Consider the following 25,188-nt stretch of genomic DNA (forward strand, 5'->3'; position numbering starts at 1 on the left):
TGTACAGCGGTCTCGTTGATTGATGCCCCATATTCGTTCATATATTTAAGTACCTCTAGTTTAAAGGGCAGAGTGTAATTTGTATAGGATGAAGCAAGTCCTTCCATCCCATGTTTTAGATAGCGAGCGACCCATCTTTTCAGAGGGGATAAACCTACATTTCTTTCTTGTGCAATGGATTTATAGGATTTTTTCCCTTCTAAGTACTCTAAAACTGCATGTAATTTTTCGTCTATCGTATATTTAGTCAAAAAAACTGCACCTCCAATTGTTAGATGTTGTCTAACAATTGGGGTGCAGTTCATTCATGGGTTCCTTTTTTATTTATAAAGCGATGAAAAGTGAGATTAAAGCAGTCTCCTTTTTTACTTTTTACTTGATTTCGTCTATAGTTTTAGTTAAAGCAACAGGATTCTTTTAGAAGCTTAAGATTCATTGGAAAGTGGGGAAGGCATTGGGATTTAAAGAGGATTATTTGTTTTGGGAGACAGTAAGGGAATTGTCAGCCCATTATGATTATCGAATGATCACTGTCACGGAAAACCATCAGGAGATTTGGCTTGAAAGCGATAAGAATAAGGAATTTCCTGTCATCAGACTCATTCGGCATGATTTGGATTGGGCTAATTGGCTTAAACGTGATATTGACCGAACATTGCAGAATGGGGAAAGGATCAGAAGGAAATTATATAAAAAGCCGATAAACATATTAAGTATCTATGTAAGTAAATTTGCCCCGGTCGATGATTATGACTTTAGTTTGCAGGTGGCTTCTTTTAAAAAAACAAAGGTTAACACGTTTATTCTAACCTGTGAAACCATTCATGATTCGTTGCAAAAGCTTGAGCATGTTTTGAAAAAACCACTTTCAATTCAGGTTCTTCAAGAAGATGAAATAGATGAAGAAAGTATTCTCGCATTAAAGAAGGACGCAATCTCGGAGTCAGTCAAAAAGGCTAAGGCTGAGCAGAAGGTTTTTCAAAATGCCAATAAGCCAATCTTTACATATATATTCATGGCGATACAAATAGCTGTGTTTGTCTTGATGGAGTTTAATGGAGGCAGCACCAATTCCAAGACTTTGATTGAGTTTGGGGCTAAATTTTCTCCTTATATCATTGAAGGGGAATGGTGGAGGTTCTTTACCCCAATGATCGTCCATATCGGGTTCGTTCATTTACTGATGAATACATTTTCATTGTATTTGATCGGTGCTGAAGTAGAAAGGATTTACGGTAATGCCAGGTTCCTTTTCATTTATATATTTGCTGGTTTCGCCGGAACTCTAGGCAGCTTCATCTTGACCCCGAATCTTTCGGCAGGAGCGAGCGGAGCCATTTTTGGCTGTTTTGGGGCACTGCTGTACTTCGGAATTGTATATCCGAAATTATTTATGCGTTCGATGGGCTCTTCGGTCATCGTGTTAATTATCATTAACTTAATATATGGTTTCAGTGTTTCGGGCATCGACAATGCAGGACATATCGGAGGTTTGATAGGAGGGTTCTTGGCCGCTGGGGTGGTCCATCTTCCAAAATCAAAAAACCTCTTGCGTCAGTTGGCTTTTTTAATTGGAACGGCGGTTCTGACCCTATGCCTGCTACAATTCGGCTTCAACCATCAGAGCAGTGCTGCTATAGATGATAATACGATGGCCATGCTAGCCCAAAAGTATATTGATCATGAAGAAGAAGATAAAGCGGAAGAGATGTTATCCAAATATGTGGATGAAAATCCTGACGCACCCCTATCACTTTTTATTTTAGGAAATTTATCTTATGAAAAAAAAGACATCTCCAAAGCTAAGGATTATTATGAAGAAGCAATCGAAAGGAATCCGGATTTACATGGGGCCCATTACAACCTTGCCTTAGTCTACATGAATCTGGGATCATTCGATCAAGCGAAGGAGCAAGCAAAAAAGGCCATTGAGCTTGCCCCGGAGAATAAGTCATATACTAAACTTCTCAAAGAAATTGAAACTCGACTATAGCTTTTGACGTAGCATGATGGGGGTACCGTCTTTCAGTGTAAACATGACAAGTATTTCACTTTGATTCTTCGCCAATAGCAATCGGGGGATGGTGCTACCTTGTGAACTCATAGTGGAACCATCCTCCTTTTTTATTCCTAACACATAATTTTTATAAAGTCCTTCCCATAGCTTTCCAACGACTTCTTCACGCTTGAATTGGGGGAAGGCAGAAAGCCATTGGTTTTTTTTTGATGGCAGGTCGGTTAATGAGATGATTTTGTACTGCTCGAGATTAATGTGAAATGCTTGAGCGGCTTTCTCCAAACCGTTTTGAACCGTTTGATCGGTTAAGCTGTCCAGCGTTTTTTTCCATTGATTATGTTCTTCGGAAAGAGGACGATGGAAATATTGGAAAGATGGTGTCGTTACTATATAAAGTTTATCTTTACTAAGCTGCTGGGCACTGGTGAAAATGGTGTCACTTGGATGAACCTCTGCATAATGAAATGTTACCGCTTCGTAACGTCCACTTTCACTTTCTTTAGATTTCGCTTTTTGAGAAAGCTCTTGTTTATTTTGCCGCCAATTTTTTAAAGCTCCTGTCAATTTTCCATTTTTGTATAAAAGGGATACATCTTGACGTAGGTAGGCAGGCTGGTCTAATGCAGAATTTACCTTCCAAGTGATAGTATAGGTGGAATCCCCGGTTCCCTTTGGTATTAGATGAGTGGAAGCTTGGTCAAAATGGAGCGAGGAATCGATGGGAAAATAAATGATGGTTTCCTCAACCCGTTTATTATTTGAAAAATAAATGATGAAAAATATGGTAAGTAAGACTAAAAAAACGGTATACTTCAATTGTAATTTCATTTTTTCCCTCCGTTTTAAAGCATGATGACTGGTTTAAAAATATTAGGCTATTTCAAATTTTGAAATCAAATCGAAAGAGTCCAAATTTGGCGTTCACTATCCTGTTATTTCATCATATGAATAGAGTTGGACATGTATGAGGGTGGTGGGGAAAAATATCAAGAGAGGAAATGGTCGCTTGGTACAAAGCGGCTGATTCGTTATACTTTCCTTTAGAAAAGAGTAAAGAGGCTTATTATGAAAACATATTATGATCTTCAACAATACTTGAAAAGATTCGGTACATTTATCTATATTGGTGATCGCTTAGCCGAGCTTGAACTGATGGAAGCTGAAATCAGGGAAATCCACAGTATGCAGATGATGGATACGAAAGATTATCAAACGGCGATCCTTTTAATTAGGCAGCAATTGTCTCTTGAAAGGGAGAAACAGAAAAAAATCGATAAAAAAGGTGAGAGATGATGGAAAAGTGGCTGATGGGTGTCGATTTAGGCGGTACAACTACCAAACTAGCTTTGATCAATTCATACGGAGAGATTCTTCATAAATGGGAAATCAGCACGGACATCTCCGAAAAGGGCAAATTCATTACGATTAATATTGCCAAAGCGATTGATGCGAAGCTTGTGGAACTTAATGAACCGAAGAGTAAGATAGTAGGGATAGGAATGGGGGCCCCAGGTCCTGTGAATTTTGTTAATGGTTCCATTTATGAAGCCGTCAATCTAGGGTGGAAAGACTATCCTTTAAAAGATTTATTGGAAGTGGAGACTTCCCTTCCTACGGTAATCGATAATGATGCCAATATGGCCGCTTTGGGAGAGATGTGGAAAGGTGCGGGTTATGGTGCCAAAGACCTCGTTTGTGTAACACTTGGAACGGGTGTAGGCGGCGGGATCATCCATAATGGGCAAATCGTTCATGGAACAAGTGGAGCCGCTGGGGAAATAGGGCATATAACCGTTGTAACGGACGGTGGGGCACCGTGCAATTGCGGCAAGACAGGTTGTTTGGAAACGGTTGCTTCCGCAACGGGAGTCGTTCGTTTGGCTTTAGAGGCCTTGAATACATCCACTGAAACGTCCATGCTTCAGCAGAAAGTCGACGAAGGGATTGTGGTTTCTTCCAAATTGCTATTCCAATGCGCTGAGGCAGGGGATCCCCTGTCAAAAGCTGTGGTTGCTAAGGTAGGCGATTACTTAGGGCTAGCACTATCACATGTTGGGAATGTCATGAATCCAGATAAAATCGTCATTGGAGGGGGCGTTTCACAAGCTGGGGACATATTGCTTGATACTGTCCGTTCGGCTTTTGAAAAGTATGCTTTCAAACGGGTTAGTAAATCGACGAAAATCAGCCTTGCAACATTAGGCAATGATGCAGGGGTAATAGGTGGGGCCTGGCTGATTAAAAGTCATTTGAATACTTGATCCAATCTTGCAGTCTGGGGCAAACAGGGCTGCAAGATTAAATGACGAAATCTTCAAAAAATACCCCGCTTGAAGGGACAGATAGCCATTTGTGCTTTGTTTTTGAATTCAGGGGAGAACTTATGACCCATGATGGAAGCACGCTCTGGATCATGGCTCCAGAGCTTTTTCGATGAGGAGGGACCAGGTTTGAAAGGGGTCTTCAAAAATCAGGGATATTCATTGTTTTGGGTCGTATTTTTATCGCTTTGGCTTAAAACATACATTGCTTATAAAACAAGTTTTGAGATAGATATTGAAAATTGGATCCAGGAATTCATCCTATTGATCAATCCAGTCAGTTTCTTGTTACTTACTCTTGGCATGAATATATTTTTAAAAGAAAATAGACGAAAAGTGTACTTATTGACCATGAGTTTCTTCATCACCCTCGTGCTCTTTGCCAATCTTGTTTTTTACCGCTTTTTTAATGACTTTTTAACCATTCCCGTTCTTTTCCAGACGAGCAATATGAGCGATCTTGGAAGCAGTGTACAAGATTTGATCAATCCGAGTGACCTTTTGTATTTTGCCGATCTTCTGTTCTTGATGTTTCTGACGATATACAAACCAAAAACATTCCATGTACGTTCGTACAATTTGCAGAACCGTAAATTCTTTATCTCAATGGCTTTAGGAGTGACATTTTTTAATTTAGCCTTAGCGGAAGCGGAGCGTCCGGAACTACTGACCCGAACTTTTGACCGCGAAATCCTCGTTAAGAATATTGGTACGTACAATTACCACCTCTATGATGCAATACTACAGACGAAATCATCGGCTCAGCGTGCCCTAGCGGATGGCAGTGAATTGTCGGAAATTGAAAATTATGTCCGTTCCAATCAAAAAAAGGTCAATGATGATTTATATGGTCTAGCAAAGGGCAAGAATGTGATTTTTGTTTCATTGGAATCCACTCAAAGCTTTGTCATCAATAAAACTGTGAACGGAGAAGAAATCACCCCTTTTCTGAATGAATTCATTAAAGACAGCTATTATTTCAATAACTTTTATCACCAAACAGGCCAAGGGAAGACATCTGATTCAGAATTCATCATTGAGAATTCGCTCTATCCATTAGGAAGAGGTGCAGTATTTTTCACACATGCCCAAAATGAATACAAAGCCACCCCTGAAATCTTAACGGAAAATGGCTACTATACAGCCTCTCTGCATGCCAATAATAAAAGCTTTTGGAATCGTGACATGATGTATGATTCTCTTGGGTACCAGCGGTTTTTTAATAGTGATGACTACGAAGTCTCTGAAAAGAATTCCGTCAATTGGGGGTTGAATGATAAATCGTTCTTCCAGCAATCAATCGCTCACCTCGAAGGGATGCCGCAGCCTTTTTATGCCAAATTCATTACGTTAACCAATCATTTCCCATTCACATTGAATGAAGAAGACCGGACATTGGAACCATACGATTCGAATTCCAAAACTTTAAATCAGTATTTTCCGACAGTACGTTATACGGATGAAGCCCTGGAACGATTTATCGCAGATTTGAAACGTGTTGGCCTATATGAGAAATCGATTATTGTAATGTATGGGGACCATTATGGCATTTCGGAAAATCACAATTCTGCCATGAGCCAATTCTTGGGTAAGGAAATCACGCCTTTCGAATCCGTCCAGCTTCAGCGTGTCCCATTGATCATACATGTCCCAGGTCAGAAAGGAAAAACGATTTCCACCGTTTCTGGTCAAATTGATGTAAGGCCAACACTTATGCATTTACTAGGCATAAAAACGGACGATTTTATTGAATTCGGCAAAGATCTGTTTTCGGAAGAGACTATTGAATTCACCGTTCTTCGCGATAGCAGTTTCATCACGAAGGATTATCTCTATACGATGGATACCTGCTACGATAAAAAGACAGGAGCGATGACGGAAAGGGATCCATGTGAGAATTATTTGGAAAAGGCGAAGCAGGAGCTTGAATACTCAGACAAAATCATATACGGGGATTTGCTCCGTTTTTATGAGAAAAAAAAGATGAAAAAAGAAAGAAACTTGGCGCAATTCAGTTTTTAGACTGTAGACAAACTTTGATAATAATGGAGTTTGTCTACAGTTTTTTTAGGTTTTTAAAATTTGACCGTTGATTTCCCCTCCAGGCACTCGCTTTCCGCGGGCGGTCCGGAAGCCCCCTCGGCGCCCTGCGGGGTCTCCCCTTGGACGCGCATTCCTGCAGGAGTCTCGTACACCCGCTCCAATCCACTTTGTCATAAAACTAAAATGGATCCCATTTGCCCAAAGTTTTGTTAAGGTTTTATACTCCATGATTATAAAGAAGATGCCAACTGGACTTGGTGAGTGCCAGAAATGGCCTAAAATCAAAAAGGGTTTCGGACTGAGACCATTCCGGAACCTTTTGTCTACAAACTGGAAACCTGACGCAATCCAGATTTTTTTTGTTTTTTTAGCAGATTTATTTCCATTCAGGTGAAGCGCCATCCAATTATGAAACACGAAACTTCCTGAACATCTTTCTGTTGATCGTTTCATAAAATCAAACAATGAAAGGGGCGGAGGCTTTAATGAAAGTCGTGAGCAGAAACGGGGATAATTTGGCATATTACAGTGAATTGTTCGAAATTCCTAAAATTTTGATCGAGGATGCGAATCCGACCATTACTGGCGGAGTTTTGCCGACCGGCATGGAAGTGCAAATACCGGGGTTCGTTGTTCAGAAAGAGCCTCGGGTAGATAGCACATTAGCCGATATCGCTTTACAGTATCACTTGCCTCTCGATGCGATAATATTAATGAACCAAGTTGAAGAAAAACCCTTTTCCGTACCCGTTCGGGTCATGTACCCTTTCCTTGTCACCGAAAAGCCCTATGATTATCAATCACTACTTGATGACCTTGAAATTCTATCTTTTCATTACCCCTTCATTAAAATCGAATCGATAGGGAAGAGTGTATTAGGAAAAGAGCTCTTAGAAGTAAGAATCGGTCAAGGTGATAAGGTTATACATTATAATGGTTCATTCCATGCAAATGAATGGATCACTTCGGCGGTCTTGATGAAATGGCTGAATGATTTGCTGCTGGCATTAACGAATGATTGTACACTATGCGGGTTGGATTGTATGCCCTACTATCACGATGTGACCATTTCGATGGTTCCGATGGTTAATCCGGATGGAGTCGAGCTAGTCCTAAAGGGGGAGCAGGCAGCAGAGGGGAAAGTCGATGTCCTAAAAATAAATAACGGCAATCCCGCCTTTTATGCTTGGAAAGCCAATATCCGTGGAGTAGATCTGAATAACCAATATCCGGCCAATTGGGAGATCGAAAAGCGAAGAAAGATTCCAAAAGCTCCAGCCCCGAGGGATTTTCCGGGAGAGACCGCTTTATCAGAGCCAGAAGCATTGGCCCTGAAGGAGTTGGCTGAAAAACGGAACTTTGAAAGAGTGCTGGCACTTCATACACAGGGAAAGGAATTCTATTGGGGATATGAAGGACATGAACCCGAACAGGCAGCAAGTATTGCGCGGGAGTTTGAGGAGCGAAGCGGATATCGGGCCGTTCAATACGTTGATAGCCATGCCGGGTATAAAGATTGGTTCATTCAGGAATTCAAGCGGGGTGGATTCACAATCGAGCTGGGAAAGGGAATTAATCCACTTCCATTATCCCATTTACCTGGAATTTATGAAGATTCCATTAAGATTTTGATGGCAGGCTTGTATATGTGACGTCATTTTCATAAGGCATATACTTCCATAAAAATATAAGATAATTATTCGCCACTTTTGCTCTTTTTTACTTTATAATGAAAGTCGTAAGGGTTCGATTGGTTAATCCTTACACTCTTTCTAATGTCTCGCTCACATATGCCAGGCGTTTTAGTTTTGAAGTGGGAGGTGTGTGGAGATTAAAGTATCCAAAGCGGCACTTTGTATGCGGCTTTCCATTTGTAAGATGTTGTGTTTCGTCCCATTATTTATCTCCACTATCCTTCTTATCTCGGCTTGTGAGCCTTCCAAGGACCTTAGTAAACCCGTAAATGATACGGAAAAAGAACACTCCCAATCTACCCTGGAAACTTCAGTAAGTAAATTAAAGGTCCCGACTGCAGAAACGGAAAAAATCGAAGCCATTTATGGATGGCTTGATTCTAAAACCATTTTATATTCTGTAAAGCGGGATGGTAGTGAAATATCCCAGCTGATGGCATGGAATTTGGAAACGAATGAAACCTCCATTTTTTATCAGCCGGCTTTTGCGTTTTCTGAAGTGTCAATCAGTCCGTCTGGTACGCATATATTGGTATCGTCCTTCACTTCTTCTGGTAAAGCATCAATCACAATACTCGATCACACGGGAAATCCACTTTATACTGTAGCGATTCCTGCCTATGAATTATCTTATGTGTGGAATACATATCAAGATGGCGTGTTGTTTTTATCGAGTTTTTATGAAGATTGGACGTATAGCAGTTATGTGTTGAATCCAGATGATCAAACAATGGAAACACTGGACTTTCCACAGCCCTTTGCTCAATGGGCAAGTGAAAAGGAATTGATGTTTCTTGATTGGGATAGGGAAGAACCTGCTTTGACGGCTCCCTTAGAAAGAAAAGCGCTGAATGATGATGGAGCGGATAGCCTTATGCTCGATGTCATTCACTTCAAGAAAATGAAACAAGCGCTGATGACGATTCAAGTGGAGACAGAAAAACAAGATCGGGGTACATACGCATTTTATGATCAAGCAAACCAACCGATCCACTCTTTTTCCGTGCCACTATTGAAAAACTTTACAGATTGGGTGATTCCATCTTACGATTTCAATGAAAAAAACAAGGAATTCATAACGTTTATTCCTAATGAATCAAAAGATGCGGACCAATATGAAGGAAGGTTTACCTTAACTAAATTAAATTGGGAAAAAGGCACACAAGAAGAATTGATGAAGGACATGGAAAATGAACCATTAAGCTGTTCGCTTGATGGCAACCTCTGCTTATATGGATATCAATTTGAGAAAATCATTGATATGAAAACCCATCAAATACAAAGATTATTTAAACAAACATAATGAACTAAAACAAAAGCTCGCCGGTTGGCGAGCTTTTTTCTTTAATGTGCAACAGGAAAACCGCTGTTGATGACAGTCATAACAGTAAACCAGCCAAACACGACTGCACTGCCGGCTGCAAAAATGAATCCTAAGAAGTTTCTCTTTTTTAATGAAGTAAATACAGCGGCTACTCCTAAGATAGCCACAAGTCCGAAAACAACCATTAATATCATAGCAAAACCCCCTTTTTCGTAATGAATACCTCATCTCTAATAATATACCCAGAGAATAAGGCAACTACCAAAAATATGTAGAAAAGATTGCATTTGTTAATATTTTAATATTTTTTCAAATATTTGTCGAGGTTTAAAAGGTGACACTTGTATGGCTTAAGTAAACTGGATTAACATTAGCAGCTTGAATTGGTGTAAGATGGAGATAGAAAATTATATTGGAGTTGATGAAATGAAATGGACACAAATTCCTCTAGGCCCGCTGCAAACGAATTGTTATGTCGTTTCAAATGAAAAGGATTGCATCATTTTCGATCCGGGTGAAGAGCCTCAAAAAATCATTCAGTACATACAAACAAAAAAATTGAGGCCGTTGGCTATTTTATTGACACATGCACATTTTGATCATATTGGTGCTCTGGATGCCATTCGGGATTATTATGAGATACCTGCCTATATCCATGAAAAAGAGGCCAAGTGGCTACTTGATCCCGCTTTAAATGGTTCCCAAAACTGGTTTCCTGAAAACCCAATGCGCATGAAGCCGGCTGATCATATCCTGGCAAATGAGCAGGAACTTATTATTGGTGAGTTCACTTTCGAGGTATTTGAAACCCCTGGACACTCACCAGGCAGCGTTTCGTATTATGCAAAGGAAGAACGTCTCCTCTTTTCAGGGGATGTCTTGTTCCAGGGAAGCGTTGGCAGAACGGATTTAATAGGCGGGAGCGAGTCCGTGCTGTTAAAAAGCATTGATACGAAACTGCTGACACTTTCTGATGATACTATTGTTTTTCCTGGTCATGGGCCAGTCACGACAATTTTAGATGAAAAGAATACAAATCCCTTTTTGAGATAAGAACCTTTGCAGGTGCCATTTGGCACCTGCTTTATTTTAAGTTCTTTACATGTAAAAATATTGAAAAAAGACATTTTCGCAACTATACTGATTATGCTTCGTAATAAATTGAATGTTTTGTGAACTTTGAAATATAGTTCGTGTTATTTTCTGTAGATTGTCAATAAAAAAACTTATTTTTGACCATGTAGCTAGTACACAAAATTAGGACAAGGATTAATTTCTAAATATGATGGCGGAGGCGGAGGCATTGTGTTGAAAAATCACTTGATTGAATTGATTGAAAGCAGCTCCCAAAAGAGAATTTCCTATCATGACTATATGGATGCTGTTTTATATGCGCCAAATATTGGTTACTATGTAAGGGAAAAAGAGAAAATCGGCTCAAGAGGGGATTTTTATACGTCTGGAAATGTTGGGGATGCATTTGGGAGGACACTTGCCAGATGGTTCATTTATTTGATAAAAGTGTGCGGAGTTTCACCGAGAATCGTTGAAATCGGTGCAGGTGACGGCAAGTTGGCTTATGACATCCTCGGTTTCATTAAAGAAACGGAACCGCTGATATGGGACTCTTTAACGTATATTCTTGTGGATAGCAGTCCGTATCACAGAAAGATTCAACAGAAGCGACTAGGGATGTTCAAACAGGCAGTTTTTGCTACCAGTTTAGAAAAATGGAAGAAAATAAATGGAATCGTCTTTTCAAATGAACTATTCGATGCTTTACCTGTACATGTGATTGAAAAGAATAATGGAGCCCTTGTAGAGGTGTTCGTAGCTGTGAAAGAAGGCCATCTGGTAGAAGTGAGGGAACCTTTGGTAAACCCTGACATTCTATCTTATCTAACAGAGAGGGCCATCATAATAAAAGAAAAACAACGATACGAAGTTCCGCTAAAAATGGTTGATGAATATGAGAAAATCGCTTCAAGTATCATATCGGGTATTTTCCTTACAATTGATTATGGTTATACCGAAAAGGAATGGAAGGAGCCAGCTCATCTTCAAGGGAGCTTGAGGGGCTATTATCAGCATGAAATGATTAAAGATGCCCTTATGCATCCTGGTGAAATGGATTTGACGACACATATCCATTTTGACACATTAATCGAAAGTGGAAAAAGAAAGGGTCTTTCCGATGAGGGGCTTTATCCGCAAAATGAATTCCTGCTTAAAACTGGGATACTTGAGGAATTGAAGGAACACCAAGAGACCGATCCATTCTCCAAAACGGCAAAACGCAATCGTGCAGTTCGGGGGTTAATCGTACCAGGGGGATTTAGTGCACATTTTAGAGTGTTGCTTCAATCGAAGAATTTATCTCAAGAAGTAAAGTTCTTTCCTTTATAAGGACAAGTAAAAACCCATGAATCAAAATTCATGGGTTATGTAAATTGCTTGTTCTTAATGCGCAGTACCCGGAGTCATCATAAATACGCTCCAGTAGGAAAATCCTGCAAAGAAAACGGTAAGATAGGCGCCAAAAACATAAATATACATGCGCTCAGATAATTTCAAATAACTTAAAAGTACAAAAAAGATAGTTTGTGCAAAGAAAAGTAAAGAAGTTTGATGCATATGGCCGAGATAAAAGAAAATTGCCATAATTCCTGTCCAAAATCCACATACTCTGAACATTCGTTCCATCCGAATCCCTCCTTATGACTGTCGTGTACATTCCAAATAATTATAAATGAAATTGTAAGGTAATGTAAAGGATGCCTTTTGTTTCTATGTGAGAACAGAAACCTGATAAGAACATGTTGCGCAATTGGACATCATATTTTCTATTTCCACAATATGTACATTGTCAAACAAGGCTTCGAACATCCCTTTTAAAAATGAATTGTGCATGGAACACATTGTATTTGGCTCTACTGCAGTAACTTCCTTAAACGGACAATTGAAGATACGAAAGGAAATTTTATTTTCTACTTCGCTTGCTTGTATTTCAGGTGAGAAGCCTGCAATGGTAGCCGCATTTTTAAGCATGTCGACTTTTTCCGAAAAAGCAAGTCCATCAATCGGTGTTGAGTTCAATGATAGTTGCTCTTTGATCAATTCCTCTCCGAATAATTTTCCCGTTTCATAAAGAGCCTGTTTCCCTTGCTCTCCTAATGTCATCATCGTCTGGATTGCAATCCTTGATAGCAGCTGATAGTCCCTATATGGAAAATGAAGCTGAATGACTTTATTAGACAATCGATAAAGCCTGCTGGGCCGTCCGCCTTTCCCCGTTTTGCGAGCATCCGAAGTGAGCATATCAACATCCTCAAGTTTTGATAAATGTAAACGGGCAACATTTGGATGGATTTTAAAAGATTCGGCGATTTGCTGTACAGATACATCTCCATGGTTGTTCATAATAAATTGATAAATATAAAATCGGGTTGGATCTGCTAACACGTTTGTTATTCTTAAAGTTTGTTCCATTTATACCCTCCTGCTGTAACATAGTTAATTATACCCATTATAATACAGGCAGAAAAAAATGGAATAACAGAAAGGGCAAACTCCCTTTAGTTTAAAAAAAGTTCACATTTTAAACAGTTTTATAGTGCAAAAAGATATACAACTATTATACAAATGTTATACAATCATTACATAGAGTATATATATACAAAATGTGAACAGGGGAGTGTTTGTATGGAACATTTAACTTTCTTTTCGTACCCAAGTTGTACATCTTGCCGAAAAACAAAAAAATGGTTAAAAGCCAATCATATTTCCTTCGATGAGCGACATTTATTCAGAGAAACTCCAACTGAAGTAGAGTTAAAAAGAATTCTTGCATTGACAACGGAAGGCCTTGATGAAGTTTTAGCAACAAGAAGTGAAGCATACAAAGGCTTACATGTTAATATTGACGAAATGTTGCTTTCTGATGTCATCCAATTATTGACAAGAGAACCGAAGTTATTAAGAAGGCCCATCCTTATTGATGGGGAAAAATTAGTGATTGGTCACAATGAAGATGCATTAAGAAATTTGGTCTCACAAAAGTTGGCTTTGAAAATGAGTATGTAAGTTGATTCTCGAAATTTTTTTCGGGGATTTTTTTAATTTGAAGCAGGAATTTGTCGTGAGTTGTCGAATTTCTACTAACAAGAATCATAGGAGGTGATGAATGATTTGATATCGATTGAAAAGACAGCAGAAAAAATACTTACCCGGGCCATTCAGGTATCGGCATCGGATATCCACATTTTTTTTCGTAAGGAGGGGCCTCTCATCCAATTCAGGGTAGACAATAAGCTCGTTCCTCAGGAAACATTAACGCTCTTCGAAGCTGAAAGGCTCATAGCCCATTTGAAGTTCCTTGCCGCTATGGATATAGGGGAGAAAAGGAGACCGCAGAGTGGCGCAATCACCATCAATTTAGCTAACCAAGTGGTTGGTCTCCGTCTCTCCACATTACCCACTGCCCATCTCGAAAGTTTGGTCATCCGCTTAATACCCCAACAGAATATCCTTCCTCTAGAACAGTTATCCTTATTTCCAAACACCATTCAAAAATTGATTGCACTTCTGAAGCACTCCCATGGCATGCTCATATTTACTGGTCCTACTGGTAGTGGGAAAACCACGACACTATATTCCCTCCTTCATCATGCGCATGAGTTGATCAATCGAAATATCATTACACTTGAAGATCCCATTGAAAATGTATCCGAAAAGGTTCTGCAAGTCCAAATCAATGAAAAGGCGGGCATTACGTATTCTGTCGGATTAAAAGCAGTGCTAAGGCATGATCCCGATGTGATTATGGTTGGGGAAATCAGGGATTCCGAAACGGCGAAAATTGCAGTGCGTGCCGCATTGACCGGTCATTTGATCCTTACGACCATGCATACTAGGGATGCACGAGGAGCCATCTCCAGGTTACTTGAATTCGGTGTCAGCATGCTAGAGATAGAACAGAGTTTGATTGGCGTGACAGCACAACGGCTGGTTGAGTTGAGATGTGTTCCCTGTAAAGGTGACTGTGCGCGAGCTTGCCAGATGACTGTAAGGAATAAAAGGGCTAGTGTGTATGAATTGCTATATGGAAAAAGCTTGGCTGAGGTTCTCCAGATGTTGGGGGGAAAAAGAAAGACTTCAATAGACTACCGTCAATTAAAGGATGAAATAGGAAAAGCGGTTGTATTGGGCTATGTGGATTCACATGAATTTGAACGGTTGGTATACCATGAAGCTAAAGAGTAAATGGAAGATAAAAGAACAAGCAGTCTTTATTTCGAAGTTAGGGGAATTATTGAGTCATGGCTATCCCTTGGCAGATGCTTTACATTTTCTCGAGTTTCAGGAATCAAAGAAGAAAGCGGCGGATTTCACTAAGGCTATACAGGATTTAAGGAACGGATATCCGTTGCATCAAGTATTGACCCATCTTTATTTTCATCCACAACTTGTAAGTTATATTTTTTATGGAGAGCAATATGGCGACCTGGATCGGGCGTTGAAAGAAGGAGGGCGATATTGGAAGAAAAGAACGGAAGATATGGAAAAAGTAAAAAAGTTAATGGTGTATCCCTTGTTTTTGATGTTTTTTATAAGTATCGTGTTTTATATTCTGCAGAGTGTCCTCCTTCCTGAATTTCAGACCATTTTTTTCACGATGGATGTTGATCAGAATATCTTCCTCAAAATATTGTCAGCTTCTTCGTTCATTCTCCCTGTTATCCCCTTCATTTTGCTCGGATTGCTCCTATTCATGTATGTACTCAAACGATTTTGGTTTAACGGATTATGCCCATTAAGACAGAGAAGGATTTTAATGAGCATTCCGATATCAGGGACCTTCATCAAGTTATATGAAACGTATTTTTTTGCAAGCCAATTAAGTGGTTTACTTTCCGGAGGGCTATCCATTAACGAGAGCATTAAATTGTTCTCTAAAAACCAGCAGCAGCCTTTTTATCAAAAACTATGCTCGATCATTAAGGATGATCTTACCGAGGGAAGATCGCTCGAAATGATCTTTCGGGAGCTCCCTTATTTTGATGCGAATTTACCAGTTGTAGCTGCAAATGGCCAAAAATATGGCAGACTTGATGCGGAGCTGCTTCATTACAGTCGTTTTTTGCTGGAGAGAATTGAAGAGAGAATGAATGCAATTTTGAAAACCATCCAGCCTCTTATGTTTTCTTTGATAGGTCTTTTGATCGTTTCCATTTATTTAGCTGTTTTGCTGCCGATGTTCTCTCTGCTAGAAGGTATATAGTTATTAATGAATTCTGGAGGTGAATCTGCTCATGAAACCATCTGGAACCTGATGGTTTCATGGGTAGGGAGATATGAAGAAAGTGATGAATGAAAAAGGTTTTACACTAATTGAGATGCTTATTGTTTTGCTTGTCATATCCATTCTTCTAATTATTACAATCCCCAATATCACAAAGAATCAATCGACGATCCACTCTAGAGGATGTGAAGCATTCGTGAAGATGGCTCAAGCCCAGGTGCAAGCATATGAGATTGACAATGGAAAACTGCCTATAAATATCGATGAATTGGAAAGTCAAGGGTATCTTAAACAGACTTCCTGTCCAAATGGAGATGATATTAGTTTGGATAACAAAGGAAAGATTACGGTTGTTCAGTAGGAGAAACGCGAATGTACAGCATTCCAATGGGGGGTATACCCTGACCGAAACCCTTATTGTCCTCTTCATTTTTGTACTTCTGATTTCCATCAGTCCCAATTTATATCCTAGCTTCACGAAAGGAATGGAAAATAGGCTTTTTCTTTCTCAATTGCATGACGACCTTTTCTATGCACAACAGTATGCCATCAGCCATGAAAGCTTAGTTTACCTCCATTTTGATAATACGAACAAGATTTATACCGTTTCATCATTTTATGATGGAATCGTTCTAGAGAGAAAGATTCCAAAGGATATACACTTTTTAAGTGGCACATTAGGGTTTAGCTTTCATTTCAATCAATATGGAAATGCTTCAAAAGCCGGAACGCTGACGATTGACACTTCAAAAGGAAATTACAAATTGGTGCTCAATATCGGTAAGGGGAGGTTCAGGATTGAGAAATTGTAAGGGATATGTCTACCTTGAGCTGATAGCAGCCTTTTCTGTTTGTATTTTCTTAATCCTTTCCATTTTACCGATTCTTGAGGAGTTAATGATACATCGGGAAAATGTTGTCATAAGGACAGAGGCCCATCATTTACTATATGAAAGATTGACGGCATTCGTGGATGGGGAAATTCAAGCACTTGAACAGGAAATCATTATCCAAAAAAGATCGTATGTATTGATTTGGAAGGACAACGGGGAATTACCGGGAATGATTGAAGGGTGTGTACGTTATGAAGATGCATCAGGTAAAAGTGAATCCATTTGTGATGCTGCGAAAAAATGATGGCTTTACAATGATCGAAATGCTTTTTTCTTTAATGATTTTAATGACGACATCTCTATTTGTCTTACAGCTTTTTTCAATCATTCACACCCAGATTGGGTCAAGCGAGAAATTGCACCCTAAAGAGTGGGAGGTCTTTACTATGCAAATGCAGCAGGAGGTCAGGAGTTCTAAAGTTCAGGATGTAATGGGAAATAAATTATATTTGCTATCGGGCGAACAATTATCATCCATTGAGCAATATGAAGATATGGTCCGCAGGCGTGTGAATGGTATGGGACATGAGGTCATCTTGCAAAATATTTCGGAATTCCAGGTAAAAAAGGATGGCAGTTTCATTGTTATCCATATAACGGATAAAGCAGGGACTACTTTCAGTCGAAGATTTCATCCTTTTCTTAGAAATGAGAAGAAAGTCGATGAATAATCAAAAAGGAGTCGTTTTCCCGATGGTCATGATTGTAGCGAGTGTTTTTATCATGTTCACGATATTAATGATCGATCAATTTATCATCGATAAAAAATTTTATAAAGAAGTGGAAGAATCGTTGGTGGCAGATCATCTTGTCCATCTTGCCGTAAAGGATGTGACAGCAGAGTGGGTAGGAGAAATCCCCAAGATCACTCAAGGGGAGATTTCATACCCAAATGGTGTGGTGCGGTATTCCTTGACGAAACAGGATGGACCTTATGTTTATATTGAATTTACTTCCACAACTATAAATGACCGAGTGGGCAGGGTCATCATTCAGTACGATACAGAAGTGGGGAGAGTGATAGAATGGATAGAAAAACAGGCTGTGTGATGTTCTAGGCCAACAGTCTTAGTTTACTCATATTAAAAGAGCCTGAAGGGTGAGGGATGTGTTTATGAAACACATGAGGGATAAAAGTGGCGTATACCGGGCATACTTTGCATAGGGTGATGTTATATGTCTACAAATGCTTATATTAAATATCTGACTCAACAGCTTGTTGAATATTTCAATCTGACTAAAAAAGAACGTAAAGAAAAGCGCCGACATAGAAAAGAGGATAAAAATCATGGTATATCCCATTGGTTTGGCATTGTCCCTTTCGCTTTGTCGATGTTCGTAAGGAATAATATCAAAAAATAAAACAGATGTCCTGATCCTAGGACATCTGTTTTTTTTATTATGCAACGTTTACCTATCCCAACGCTCTATCTGAAAGGTAAAATAATCCTCCGTTAATGATGGAGATTCTAATGTTCGGTTCATATTGCGCTTTTAATGCCTCTTTTTCGGTATAATAGCTGTCACTTTTTTCATCCATATCTTTGTAAAAATGCTCCAATAAATTCAAGTCATTCTGCCAGCGCAATATGGCTTCTTCCGCCCAAGAATGGTCATCCCCTTCGAAACTTCTTCTGATGTATGTATCCAGTCTTGCCAATCCACTCTTTGGCATGATTAGCGGTGAAAGTGTATAGGAGTAATCCGGTATTTTTGGGGTGACCTTAACCGGTAAAACCCGATGGTGAAAACCTTCCATGATCTCGCCTGAGATTAAATTCAATCCGATCGACATAAAGGTATCTTTTTTACGATCGCATTGATAAGATATCTTCACATTCATGGTTAGCCAGGGGTACAATGGATTATTCCCACCTTTTGATTGAGTTGTATTCTCAAAAAGCCGAGTATACCCTGCAAGCTTTTTTGTTGATTGAATGATCTGATGTAGGCGAGGAGATCCAAAATGAATCATTTCTCCCTTCAAATCTGGTGGAGCTTGTTCTGGATTGGTAATGAAAGTAATCTTGGCTGGATTCGGAATGCCACCTGTTTTTTCTAGATAGTGCCAATAAAAGGGACGGTTCATTAATTCTTTATCCATTTCGATCGTCAATTGGACTGTTAGGTGGGCTGGTGTATTTTCTAGTATTTCACAATCATTGGCATTAAAGTATGTTAGTAAAAAATCATGAATTTCCTGTTGCTGCATGGACCTCACCTTCTTTCATCGATTGAGCGAATTGAATTAACGACGAAAAATTATCCATCTTGATTTTCATTTCGCCCTCTGTCTTGGATTCACCGACCACATCAATTAAATATTCTTCAATGTTGCTAATATCCAGTTTGGTTAGGATATCATCCAATTCACCAATTACTTTTTCAAATAAATTAATTTTTTCGTAAAGTAACTTCATAATATGTTCTTCCACTGTATTTTTCGTGGCAAAGTTATAAATCATCACATCTTCTTCCTGACCAAGCCGATGAATCCGCCCAATTCTTTGCTCAAGTCTCATGGGGTTCCATGGCAGGTCAAAATTAATCAAGTGATGACAAAACTGAAGATTTATTCCTTCCCCGCCAGCTTCTGTTGCAATTAGTACCTGTATATTCTTTTGGAATAATTCTCGCATCCAGTCTTTCTTTCCACGCTTAAAACCGCCTCGGAAAGGGACTGAGGAAATTCCATTTTGTTGTAGATACCATTGCAGATATAGCTGAGTGGCCCGGTATTCGGTAAAGATAATCACTTTGTCATCAATTTTCTTGATCAGTTCCAAGGCTTTTTCAGCCTTGGAATTCTGAACCGTTTCATTCACTTTAGTAAATAAATCATCAAGCTTTGCCAAAAAGTCAGGCGAAGGTTGTTCGTATTTAGCTTTCATATTCTTTAATGTATAAAAAACCGCCTCTCTGCTGCTGCATGCTTCCCTTTGGAGGGTGAGAGCCGAAAAGGCGCTACCTTTTGATCCATCCGAAATCGGCTTGAATTGGGAAACGGCGTCGTACAAGGCCTGTTCAGTTGGGGAAAATTCAATGGTGATCGTTTCCACATGCCTTTTTGTCCATTCAATACCAGTATCGGCCCGCCGATTTCGAATCATAACAGTGTTGACCAGTTCCTTTAGGTGTTCATCTTCAATTATGTTCCTTCCTTTCCCTTTATATTTTTCTGAAAAGAGTGAGGCATTTCCCAAGTGTCCTGGTTTCAATAACGAAACAAGATGAAAAATTTCTTCTACTTTATTTTGAATCGGAGTTGCTGTCAGGAGCAAACAAAATTTCTTTTTCAGATTTTGGACGAACTCATAATTCTTCGTCTTATTATTTTTAAGTTTGTGAGCTTCGTCAATAATGATGAAGTCATATTCCTGATTGAAAATAATATCACGATGTGGAGCGCGTTTCGCTGTATCTATGGATGAAATGACCACATCGCAGGAGTCCCAAACATAACTTTTTCGCTGAACGACTGCTGGAATATGAAACTTGGTATTCAATTCAAAAGCCCATTGTGTCACAAGGGAGGCCGGTACAAGGATCAATACTTTTTTTACAAGGCCTCTAATCATATACTCTTTTAGGATCAAGCCAGCCTCGATTGTTTTTCCGAGCCCTACCTCATCGGCTAATATGGCTTTGCCATTCATCTTTTCCACTACTTGTTTTGCTGCTTCCAATTGGTGGGGAAGCGGGGTTAACTGCGGAAGGTGCTTGGGCGCCTGTAAACCTTCAAAATCTGGGATGATGAGATTTTCCTCCATTTGAACAGCCAGCTTATACAGCTCCCAATTTCCCCATGGACCATCATTCTCAATCTTTTGTAGAAACTCGTCATTCCATTCAGAATTGAAGGATATATTGATTTTCATAGAAATAACTCCCTCTTAAATCATAAATTCCTTAATATAAGGTCAAAATCCGAACATTACATATGTAAAGTAAGAAAAATATTTATCTTCAAAAGATATTGCAGAGATAAGTTTCTTAGGGTAGGATATAAGTATATTTAGAAAATTCTAATTTACAAACGCTAAAAATGAATCGTTTTATCTCGATTTTGCAGTTCGCGTGCTCTTAGTATGAGCTATAGGCTCCTGCTTTATCCATGATAACTGAAGGAGATCATTCAATTGGTTCCGGAAAGTTTTTGGAGTGTGGGGTCTTTAAATGCTTCCGATGCTTTACTAATGGTTGGGAGTGATTCACTTGCTTTCATTGGTAGACATTTATATGCGGGTGAAGATAAGGGGAGAGACTACGGATGTAGCGCCGAAGGAGCAAACTTAGCAGTGAATCTCTCAGGCAAAAGAACTCTTATTGGACGCAACTCTGGAGAGCGCCGCCCGTATTGGGATGGCCACCAAAGGGGAAAACCTATTATATAGGTAAACTTTCAGGTTTCAGGACAGAGAAAAAGCTCAAACGGGCTTTCTCTGTCCTTTTTTGTGCTTTTTTTACATCATGACTCAGGATTTCTGATGGGTATGACAAGAAGCTTTTTGAAGCCGATTTAAATTTTAAAAAATCCGAGGGGGGTCATTTTTTGACCAATTTAAAAAGAACACCACTATTTGAGGTTTATCGTGAATGCGGAGGGAAAACGATTGATTTTGGCGGCTGGGAACTTCCTGTCCAATTTTCGGGTATCAAGGATGAACATGAAGCCGTACGTACTAAAGCGGGTTTATTCGATGTTTCCCATATGGGGGAAGTGGATGTTAAGGGTCCTGGAAGCCTTTCTTTTTTACAGAAGATGATGACCAATGATGTATCAAAGCTGCAACAGGGTGGTGCCCAATATACGGCTATGTGTTATGAAAACGGAGGCACGGTAGACGATCTCATCGTTTATAAAAGGGCTGAGGATGATTACCTGCTAGTAGTCAATGCAGCGAATACAGAAAAAGATTTCAATTGGCTGCAAGCTAATCTTTCGGAAGATGTCCAAATTACGAATGTATCGAGTGACTATACACAGCTAGCACTTCAAGGACCATCTGCAGAAAAGATATTGCAAAAACTATCAGAAAATACTGCCTTAAGTGAAATTGGATTTTTCAAGTTCAAGGAAAATGTCATGATAAATGGTATCTCCACGATGGTATCCCGTACTGGATATACGGGTGAAGATGGTTTTGAAATATATAGCCGCAGTGAAAATGGCCCGGCCCTTTGGAAGGCAATTCTTGATGCTGGCAAGGAAGAGGGGATACAACCGATAGGTTTAGGTGCCCGTGATACCCTGCGTTTTGAAGCAAAACTGCCGCTTTATGGGCAGGAGCTTTCAGCGGACATCACCCCAATAGAGGCCGGGATTGGCTTTGCGGTTAAAGTGGATAAGGAAGCTGACTTTTTCGGAAAAGCAGTTCTTGCTGAGCAAAAGGAGAACGGGACTTCTCGCAAGCTTGTAGGAATTGAAATGATTGACCGTGGCATTCCTCGTCATGGTTATAAGGTTTACAGCGGAGACAAAGTCATTGGCGAGGTCACCACTGGTACCCAATCTCCAACATTGAAGAAAAATGTTGGATTGGTACTTATCGATAAGGAATTTTCGGTACTGGATGCCGAAGTCGAAGTGGAAATCCGTTCCAAACGATTGAAAGCCGTTATCATACAAACACCTTTTTATAAAAAACCACGTAAATAGAGGGGAATGGTCATTAGATGAAACATCGTTATTTACCCATGACAGAGCAAGATAAAAAAGAAATGTTAGAAGTGATAGGGGTACCTACTGTTGAAGACCTTTTCAATGATATCCCTGAAAGTGTTCGCTTTCAAAGAGAATATGACATCAAACAAGCTAAATCAGAGCCTGCACTAATGAAAGAATTATCGAAGCTTGCTGCCAAGAATGCGGATCTTAAAAACTATGCATCATTCCTTGGCGCGGGTGTGTATGACCATTATGCACCAGTCATCGTCGATCATGTTCTTTCACGTTCTGAATTTTATACGGCTTATACACCCTATCAGCCTGAAATTTCACAGGGGGAGCTGCAGGCCATCTTTGAATATCAAACGATGATCTGTGAATTGACGGGAATGGATGTAGCCAATTCCTCCATGTATGACGGAGGAACGGCGCTAGCTGAAGCAGCCATGCTAGCTTCAGGCCATACACGCCGTAAAAAGATTCTCATTTCAGGAGCAGTACACCCTGAATCGAGGGAAGTCGTGAAGACCTATGCAAAAGGCCAACGCGTTGAAGTGATCGAAATTCCTTATAAAGACGGTGTGACGGATATGGCTGCTTTAAGGGAATTGGCCAATGAGGACGTTGCGGGAGTGATTGTGCAATATCCTAACTTTTTTGGACGCATCGAACCATTGAACGAAATGGAAGAAATCATTCATGGCGTTAAGTCCATGTTTATCGTTTCCAGTAACCCGCTTGCACTGGGAGCCTTGACATCACCAGGTACACTCGGCGCAGATATCGTAACAGGAGATGCCCAGCCATTCGGCATTCCAGCTGCTTTTGGTGGCCCCCATTGTGGATATTTTGCAGTCACGAATAAACTTGTTCGCAAAGTGCCGGGCCGTCTCGTCGGTCAAACGGTGGATGAAGATGGAAAAAGGGGATTTGTGCTGACGCTCCAAGCACGTGAACAGCATATTCGCCGTGATAAGGCCACGTCCAATATTTGTTCCAACCAAGCTTTGAATGCCTTGGCAGCTTCTGTTGCAATGACCGCGCTTGGGAAAAAGGGAGTCAAAGAAATGGCCGTGCAAAATATTCAAAAAGCACATTATGCAAAAAAAGCTATTAAGGAAAAAGGGATAGAACTGATGTTTGATGGTCCATCGTTTAATGAATTTGTGATTAAACTTCCTTCTTCGTTTTCAGAAATCAATAAAAACTTATTTGAAAAAGGAATGATCGGCGGCTTTGATTTAGGTACCGTTTATCCTGAGCTGAAAGACCATATGCTTGTCGCAGTAACGGAACTTAGAACAAAAGAAGAAATTGATGCACTTGCGCAGGAATTGGGGGATCAACATGAATAATCAAGATCAAGATCAATCACTCATTTTTGAAATCAGTACATCCGGTCGAATCGGATACAGTCTGCCAGAAATGGATGTGGCAACTATTCCGCTCGAAGAAATTCTTCCTGCCGACTACATCCGTAAAGAAGAGGCACAGCTTCCTGAAGTATCTGAACTGGATATCATGCGTCACTATACGGCACTCTCCAAACGTAATCATGGGGTGGATTCGGGTTTTTATCCGCTTGGTTCATGCACGATGAAATATAATCCGAAAATAAATGAAAATGTGGCCCGTTTTAACGGTTTTGCCCATATCCATCCATATCAAGATCCGACTACTGTTCAGGGAGCTTTGGAGCTTTTGTTTGATTTACAGGAACATTTAACGGAAATCACAGGGATGGATCAAGTGACGCTGCAGCCTGCAGCAGGTGCTCATGGTGAATGGACAGGGCTAATGATGATTCGTGCTTTTCACGAGGCGAATGGTGATACAGCACGGACGAAAGTGATTGTACCTGATTCTGCACATGGTACGAATCCAGCTTCTGCCACTGTTGCCGGACTTGAAACGATAACAGTGAAATCCGATGAAAATGGATTAGTCGACCTTGAAGATTTAAAGCGTGTGGTGGGATCGGATACGGCGGCATTGATGCTGACGAATCCAAATACGCTGGGATTGTTTGAAGAGAACATTTTGGAAATGGCACAACTTGTCCATGATGCTGGTGGGAAGCTTTATTATGACGGAGCCAATCTGAATGCAGTTCTTTCGAAAGCCCGCCCGGGTGACATGGGCTTTGATGTGGTTCACTTAAATCTCCATAAAACGTTCACAGGCCCGCATGGCGGCGGCGGTCCGGGTTCTGGCCCTGTTGGGGTAAAGGCGGATTTGATTCCCTACTTGCCTAAACCACAGGTGGTCAAACAAGATGAGCAATTTGTACTGGATTATGATCGCCCGCAATCCATCGGCAGGGTAAAACCTTATTATGGAAATTTCGGAATAAATGTAAGGGCATATACGTATATTCGTTCAATGGGTCCTGATGGTCTTAAAGCCGTCACCGAGAATGCTGTCATCAATGCCAATTATATGATGCGAAGGTTAGAACCATTTTTTGACTTACCATATAATCGCCATTGTAAGCATGAATTCGTATTAAGCGGACGTCGCCAAAAGAAATTGGGGGTCAGGACTCTCGACATAGCCAAAAGGCTGCTTGATTTCGGTTATCATCCGCCAACCATTTACTTCCCGTTGAACGTGGAAGAAGGAATGATGATAGAACCGACTGAAACGGAGTCAAAAGAAACACTTGACGCTTTCGTCGACGCAATGATCCAGATAGCCAAAGAAGTGGAGGAAACTCCGGAAGTCGTTCAGGAAGCTCCACATACAACCGTTATAAAGCGGCTTGATGAAACTCTAGCAGCAAGAAAACCGGTTCTGCGTTATCAAGTCTAACCTGATAGCCTACATGAAAAAATCCCTGCCTGCCGGCGGGATTTTTTTCATGTTATGTATTTTGTGAAAGAATTCATCAAAGTCGATGAGCTAACTTTCATTTTTTTACATGAAGG

The 25,188-nt window shown here is 40.1% G+C and carries 28 protein-coding genes and 1 riboswitch; of the genes, 20 read left to right on the plus strand and 8 right to left on the minus strand.

Annotation, left to right across the window (positions count from 1 at the left end; all coding sequences use genetic code 11):
- Positions 1 to 251, minus strand: a 251-nt coding sequence (locus LQ203_RS06570; protein ID WP_230155323.1) for a transposase, incomplete at its 3' end; no start/stop codon positions are given.
- A 203-nt stretch (positions 252 to 454) separates the two neighbouring features.
- Between LQ203_RS06570 and LQ203_RS06575 the strand changes: the two genes are divergently transcribed.
- A complete protein-coding gene (locus LQ203_RS06575; RefSeq protein ID WP_230156736.1) occupies positions 455 to 1,993 on the plus strand; it encodes a rhomboid family intramembrane serine protease in 1,539 nt (512 codons plus the stop codon).
- Here the strand turns inward: LQ203_RS06575 and LQ203_RS06580 are convergent.
- Positions 1,988 to 2,845 (minus strand): hypothetical protein, encoded by an 858-nt coding sequence (locus LQ203_RS06580; RefSeq protein WP_230156737.1) that lies wholly within the window; start codon positions 2,843 to 2,845, stop codon positions 1,988 to 1,990. The genes LQ203_RS06575 and LQ203_RS06580 overlap by 6 nt on opposite strands.
- Positions 2,846 to 3,082: 237 nt before the next feature.
- On the opposite strand from LQ203_RS06580, the gene LQ203_RS06585 reads away from it, so the two are divergent.
- From LQ203_RS06585 to LQ203_RS06595, 3 genes are all read left to right on the plus strand, one after another.
- Positions 3,083 to 3,310: a YqgQ family protein gene (locus tag LQ203_RS06585; RefSeq protein WP_230156738.1), complete on the plus strand. Its 228-nt coding sequence runs from the start codon at positions 3,083 to 3,085 to the stop codon at positions 3,308 to 3,310.
- Positions 3,307 to 4,278 (plus strand): ROK family glucokinase, encoded by a 972-nt coding sequence (locus tag LQ203_RS06590; RefSeq protein ID WP_230156739.1) that lies wholly within the window; start codon positions 3,307 to 3,309, stop codon positions 4,276 to 4,278. Before LQ203_RS06585 ends, LQ203_RS06590 begins: the two co-directional genes overlap by 4 nt.
- Before the next feature lie 129 nt (positions 4,279 to 4,407).
- Positions 4,408 to 6,360 carry an LTA synthase family protein gene (locus LQ203_RS06595; protein ID WP_230156740.1) on the plus strand — a complete coding sequence of 651 codons (1,953 nt, stop codon included), beginning with the start codon at positions 4,408 to 4,410 and terminating at the stop codon, positions 6,358 to 6,360.
- Positions 6,361 to 6,405: 45 nt separating this feature from the next.
- Here the strand turns inward: LQ203_RS06595 and LQ203_RS06600 are convergent, their stop codons facing one another.
- Positions 6,406 to 6,798 carry a hypothetical protein gene (locus LQ203_RS06600; protein ID WP_230156741.1) on the minus strand — a complete coding sequence of 131 codons (393 nt, stop codon included), beginning with the start codon at positions 6,796 to 6,798 and terminating at the stop codon, positions 6,406 to 6,408.
- Between the two features lie 68 nt (positions 6,799 to 6,866).
- Between LQ203_RS06600 and LQ203_RS06605 the strand changes: the two genes are divergently transcribed.
- The gene (locus LQ203_RS06605; RefSeq protein WP_230156742.1) at positions 6,867 to 8,033 is read left to right on the plus strand and encodes a M14 family metallocarboxypeptidase; all 1,167 of its coding nucleotides are present in this window, start codon (positions 6,867 to 6,869) and stop codon (positions 8,031 to 8,033) included.
- 172 nt (positions 8,034 to 8,205) lie between these two features.
- A complete protein-coding gene (locus LQ203_RS06610) occupies positions 8,206 to 9,378 on the plus strand; it encodes a hypothetical protein (RefSeq protein ID WP_230156743.1) in 1,173 nt (390 codons plus the stop codon).
- A 41-nt stretch (positions 9,379 to 9,419) separates the two neighbouring features.
- Here LQ203_RS06610 and LQ203_RS06615 read toward each other — a convergent pair whose 3' ends face one another.
- Positions 9,420 to 9,593 carry a DUF2759 domain-containing protein gene (locus LQ203_RS06615; RefSeq protein WP_034308396.1) on the minus strand — a complete coding sequence of 58 codons (174 nt, stop codon included), beginning with the start codon at positions 9,591 to 9,593 and terminating at the stop codon, positions 9,420 to 9,422.
- Positions 9,594 to 9,825: 232 nt separating this feature from the next.
- Here LQ203_RS06615 and LQ203_RS06620 point away from each other — a divergent pair, with 232 nt between their 5' ends.
- Together LQ203_RS06620 and LQ203_RS06625 are read left to right on the plus strand one after the other, a co-directional pair.
- On the plus strand, positions 9,826 to 10,452 hold the full coding sequence (locus LQ203_RS06620) for an MBL fold metallo-hydrolase (RefSeq protein WP_230156744.1): 627 nt from the start codon (positions 9,826 to 9,828) through the stop codon (positions 10,450 to 10,452).
- A 255-nt stretch (positions 10,453 to 10,707) separates the two neighbouring features.
- A complete protein-coding gene (locus LQ203_RS06625; protein WP_230156745.1) occupies positions 10,708 to 11,805 on the plus strand; it encodes an SAM-dependent methyltransferase in 1,098 nt (365 codons plus the stop codon).
- Between the two features lie 54 nt (positions 11,806 to 11,859).
- On the opposite strand, the gene LQ203_RS06630 is transcribed toward LQ203_RS06625, so the two are convergent.
- Complete coding sequence (locus LQ203_RS06630) at positions 11,860 to 12,102, minus strand: DUF2626 domain-containing protein (protein ID WP_076365317.1); 243 nt, start codon at positions 12,100 to 12,102, stop codon at positions 11,860 to 11,862.
- Between the two features lie 84 nt (positions 12,103 to 12,186).
- Positions 12,187 to 12,888 carry a helix-turn-helix domain-containing protein gene (locus tag LQ203_RS06635; protein WP_230156746.1) on the minus strand — a complete coding sequence of 234 codons (702 nt, stop codon included), beginning with the start codon at positions 12,886 to 12,888 and terminating at the stop codon, positions 12,187 to 12,189.
- Between the two features lie 213 nt (positions 12,889 to 13,101).
- Between LQ203_RS06635 and LQ203_RS06640 the strand changes: the two genes are divergently transcribed.
- The 9 genes from LQ203_RS06640 (at position 13,102) to LQ203_RS06680 (ending at position 17,955) form a co-directional block, all read left to right on the plus strand.
- Complete coding sequence (locus LQ203_RS06640) at positions 13,102 to 13,482, plus strand: Spx/MgsR family RNA polymerase-binding regulatory protein (protein ID WP_230156748.1); 381 nt, start codon at positions 13,102 to 13,104, stop codon at positions 13,480 to 13,482.
- Between the two features lie 105 nt (positions 13,483 to 13,587).
- A complete protein-coding gene (gene comGA, locus LQ203_RS06645; protein WP_230157085.1) occupies positions 13,588 to 14,661 on the plus strand; it encodes a competence type IV pilus ATPase ComGA in 1,074 nt (357 codons plus the stop codon).
- Complete coding sequence (gene comGB, locus LQ203_RS06650; protein WP_230156749.1) at positions 14,645 to 15,679, plus strand: competence type IV pilus assembly protein ComGB; 1,035 nt, start codon at positions 14,645 to 14,647, stop codon at positions 15,677 to 15,679. Before comGA ends, comGB begins: the two co-directional genes overlap by 17 nt.
- A gap of 73 nt (positions 15,680 to 15,752) precedes the next feature.
- Entirely contained in the window at positions 15,753 to 16,061 is a 309-nt protein-coding gene (comGC, locus tag LQ203_RS06655) for a competence type IV pilus major pilin ComGC (RefSeq protein WP_290370539.1), read from the plus strand.
- Positions 16,051 to 16,512: a competence type IV pilus minor pilin ComGD gene (gene comGD / locus LQ203_RS06660; RefSeq protein WP_230156750.1), complete on the plus strand. Its 462-nt coding sequence runs from the start codon at positions 16,051 to 16,053 to the stop codon at positions 16,510 to 16,512. Before comGC ends, comGD begins: the two co-directional genes overlap by 11 nt.
- Positions 16,499 to 16,837, plus strand: coding sequence for a hypothetical protein (locus LQ203_RS06665; protein ID WP_230156751.1), 339 nt, complete (start codon positions 16,499 to 16,501; stop codon positions 16,835 to 16,837). The genes comGD and LQ203_RS06665 overlap by 14 nt, the downstream gene beginning before the upstream one ends.
- Positions 16,785 to 17,264: a competence type IV pilus minor pilin ComGF gene (gene comGF / locus LQ203_RS06670; RefSeq protein ID WP_230156752.1), complete on the plus strand. Its 480-nt coding sequence runs from the start codon at positions 16,785 to 16,787 to the stop codon at positions 17,262 to 17,264. Before LQ203_RS06665 ends, comGF begins: the two co-directional genes overlap by 53 nt.
- Complete coding sequence (comGG, locus tag LQ203_RS06675; protein WP_230156754.1) at positions 17,257 to 17,643, plus strand: competence type IV pilus minor pilin ComGG; 387 nt, start codon at positions 17,257 to 17,259, stop codon at positions 17,641 to 17,643. Before comGF ends, comGG begins: the two co-directional genes overlap by 8 nt.
- 126 nt (positions 17,644 to 17,769) lie before the next feature.
- Positions 17,770 to 17,955 (plus strand): YqzE family protein, encoded by a 186-nt coding sequence (locus LQ203_RS06680; protein WP_230156756.1) that lies wholly within the window; start codon positions 17,770 to 17,772, stop codon positions 17,953 to 17,955.
- Positions 17,956 to 18,007: 52 nt separating this feature from the next.
- On the opposite strand, the gene LQ203_RS06685 is transcribed toward LQ203_RS06680, so the two are convergent.
- Both LQ203_RS06685 and LQ203_RS06690 read right to left on the minus strand, forming a co-directional pair.
- Positions 18,008 to 18,805 (minus strand): YqhG family protein, encoded by a 798-nt coding sequence (locus tag LQ203_RS06685; RefSeq protein ID WP_230156758.1) that lies wholly within the window; start codon positions 18,803 to 18,805, stop codon positions 18,008 to 18,010.
- Positions 18,783 to 20,471, minus strand: coding sequence for an SNF2-related protein (locus LQ203_RS06690; RefSeq protein ID WP_230156760.1), 1,689 nt, complete (start codon positions 20,469 to 20,471; stop codon positions 18,783 to 18,785). The genes LQ203_RS06685 and LQ203_RS06690 overlap by 23 nt, the downstream gene beginning before the upstream one ends.
- Positions 20,472 to 20,838: 367 nt before the next feature.
- Positions 20,839 to 20,926: riboswitch (glycine riboswitch) on the plus strand.
- 219 nt (positions 20,927 to 21,145) lie between these two features.
- Between LQ203_RS06690 and gcvT the strand changes: the two genes are divergently transcribed.
- The 3 genes from gcvT to gcvPB are packed head-to-tail and all read left to right on the plus strand — an operon-like array spanning position 21,146 to position 25,072.
- On the plus strand, positions 21,146 to 22,252 hold the full coding sequence (gcvT, locus tag LQ203_RS06695) for a glycine cleavage system aminomethyltransferase GcvT (protein WP_230156762.1): 1,107 nt from the start codon (positions 21,146 to 21,148) through the stop codon (positions 22,250 to 22,252).
- Between the two features lie 17 nt (positions 22,253 to 22,269).
- Positions 22,270 to 23,616, plus strand: coding sequence for an aminomethyl-transferring glycine dehydrogenase subunit GcvPA (gene gcvPA, locus LQ203_RS06700; protein ID WP_230156764.1), 1,347 nt, complete (start codon positions 22,270 to 22,272; stop codon positions 23,614 to 23,616).
- Positions 23,609 to 25,072, plus strand: a complete 1,464-nt coding sequence (gcvPB, locus tag LQ203_RS06705) for an aminomethyl-transferring glycine dehydrogenase subunit GcvPB (RefSeq protein WP_230156766.1) — start codon at positions 23,609 to 23,611, stop codon at positions 25,070 to 25,072. The genes gcvPA and gcvPB overlap by 8 nt, the downstream gene beginning before the upstream one ends.
- The last annotated feature ends 116 nt before the right edge of the window (positions 25,073 to 25,188 follow it).

The sequence above is a fragment of the Peribacillus sp. Bi96 genome (assembly GCF_918698115.1).
In the GTDB taxonomy this organism is placed as follows: domain Bacteria; phylum Bacillota; class Bacilli; order Bacillales; family DSM-1321; genus Peribacillus.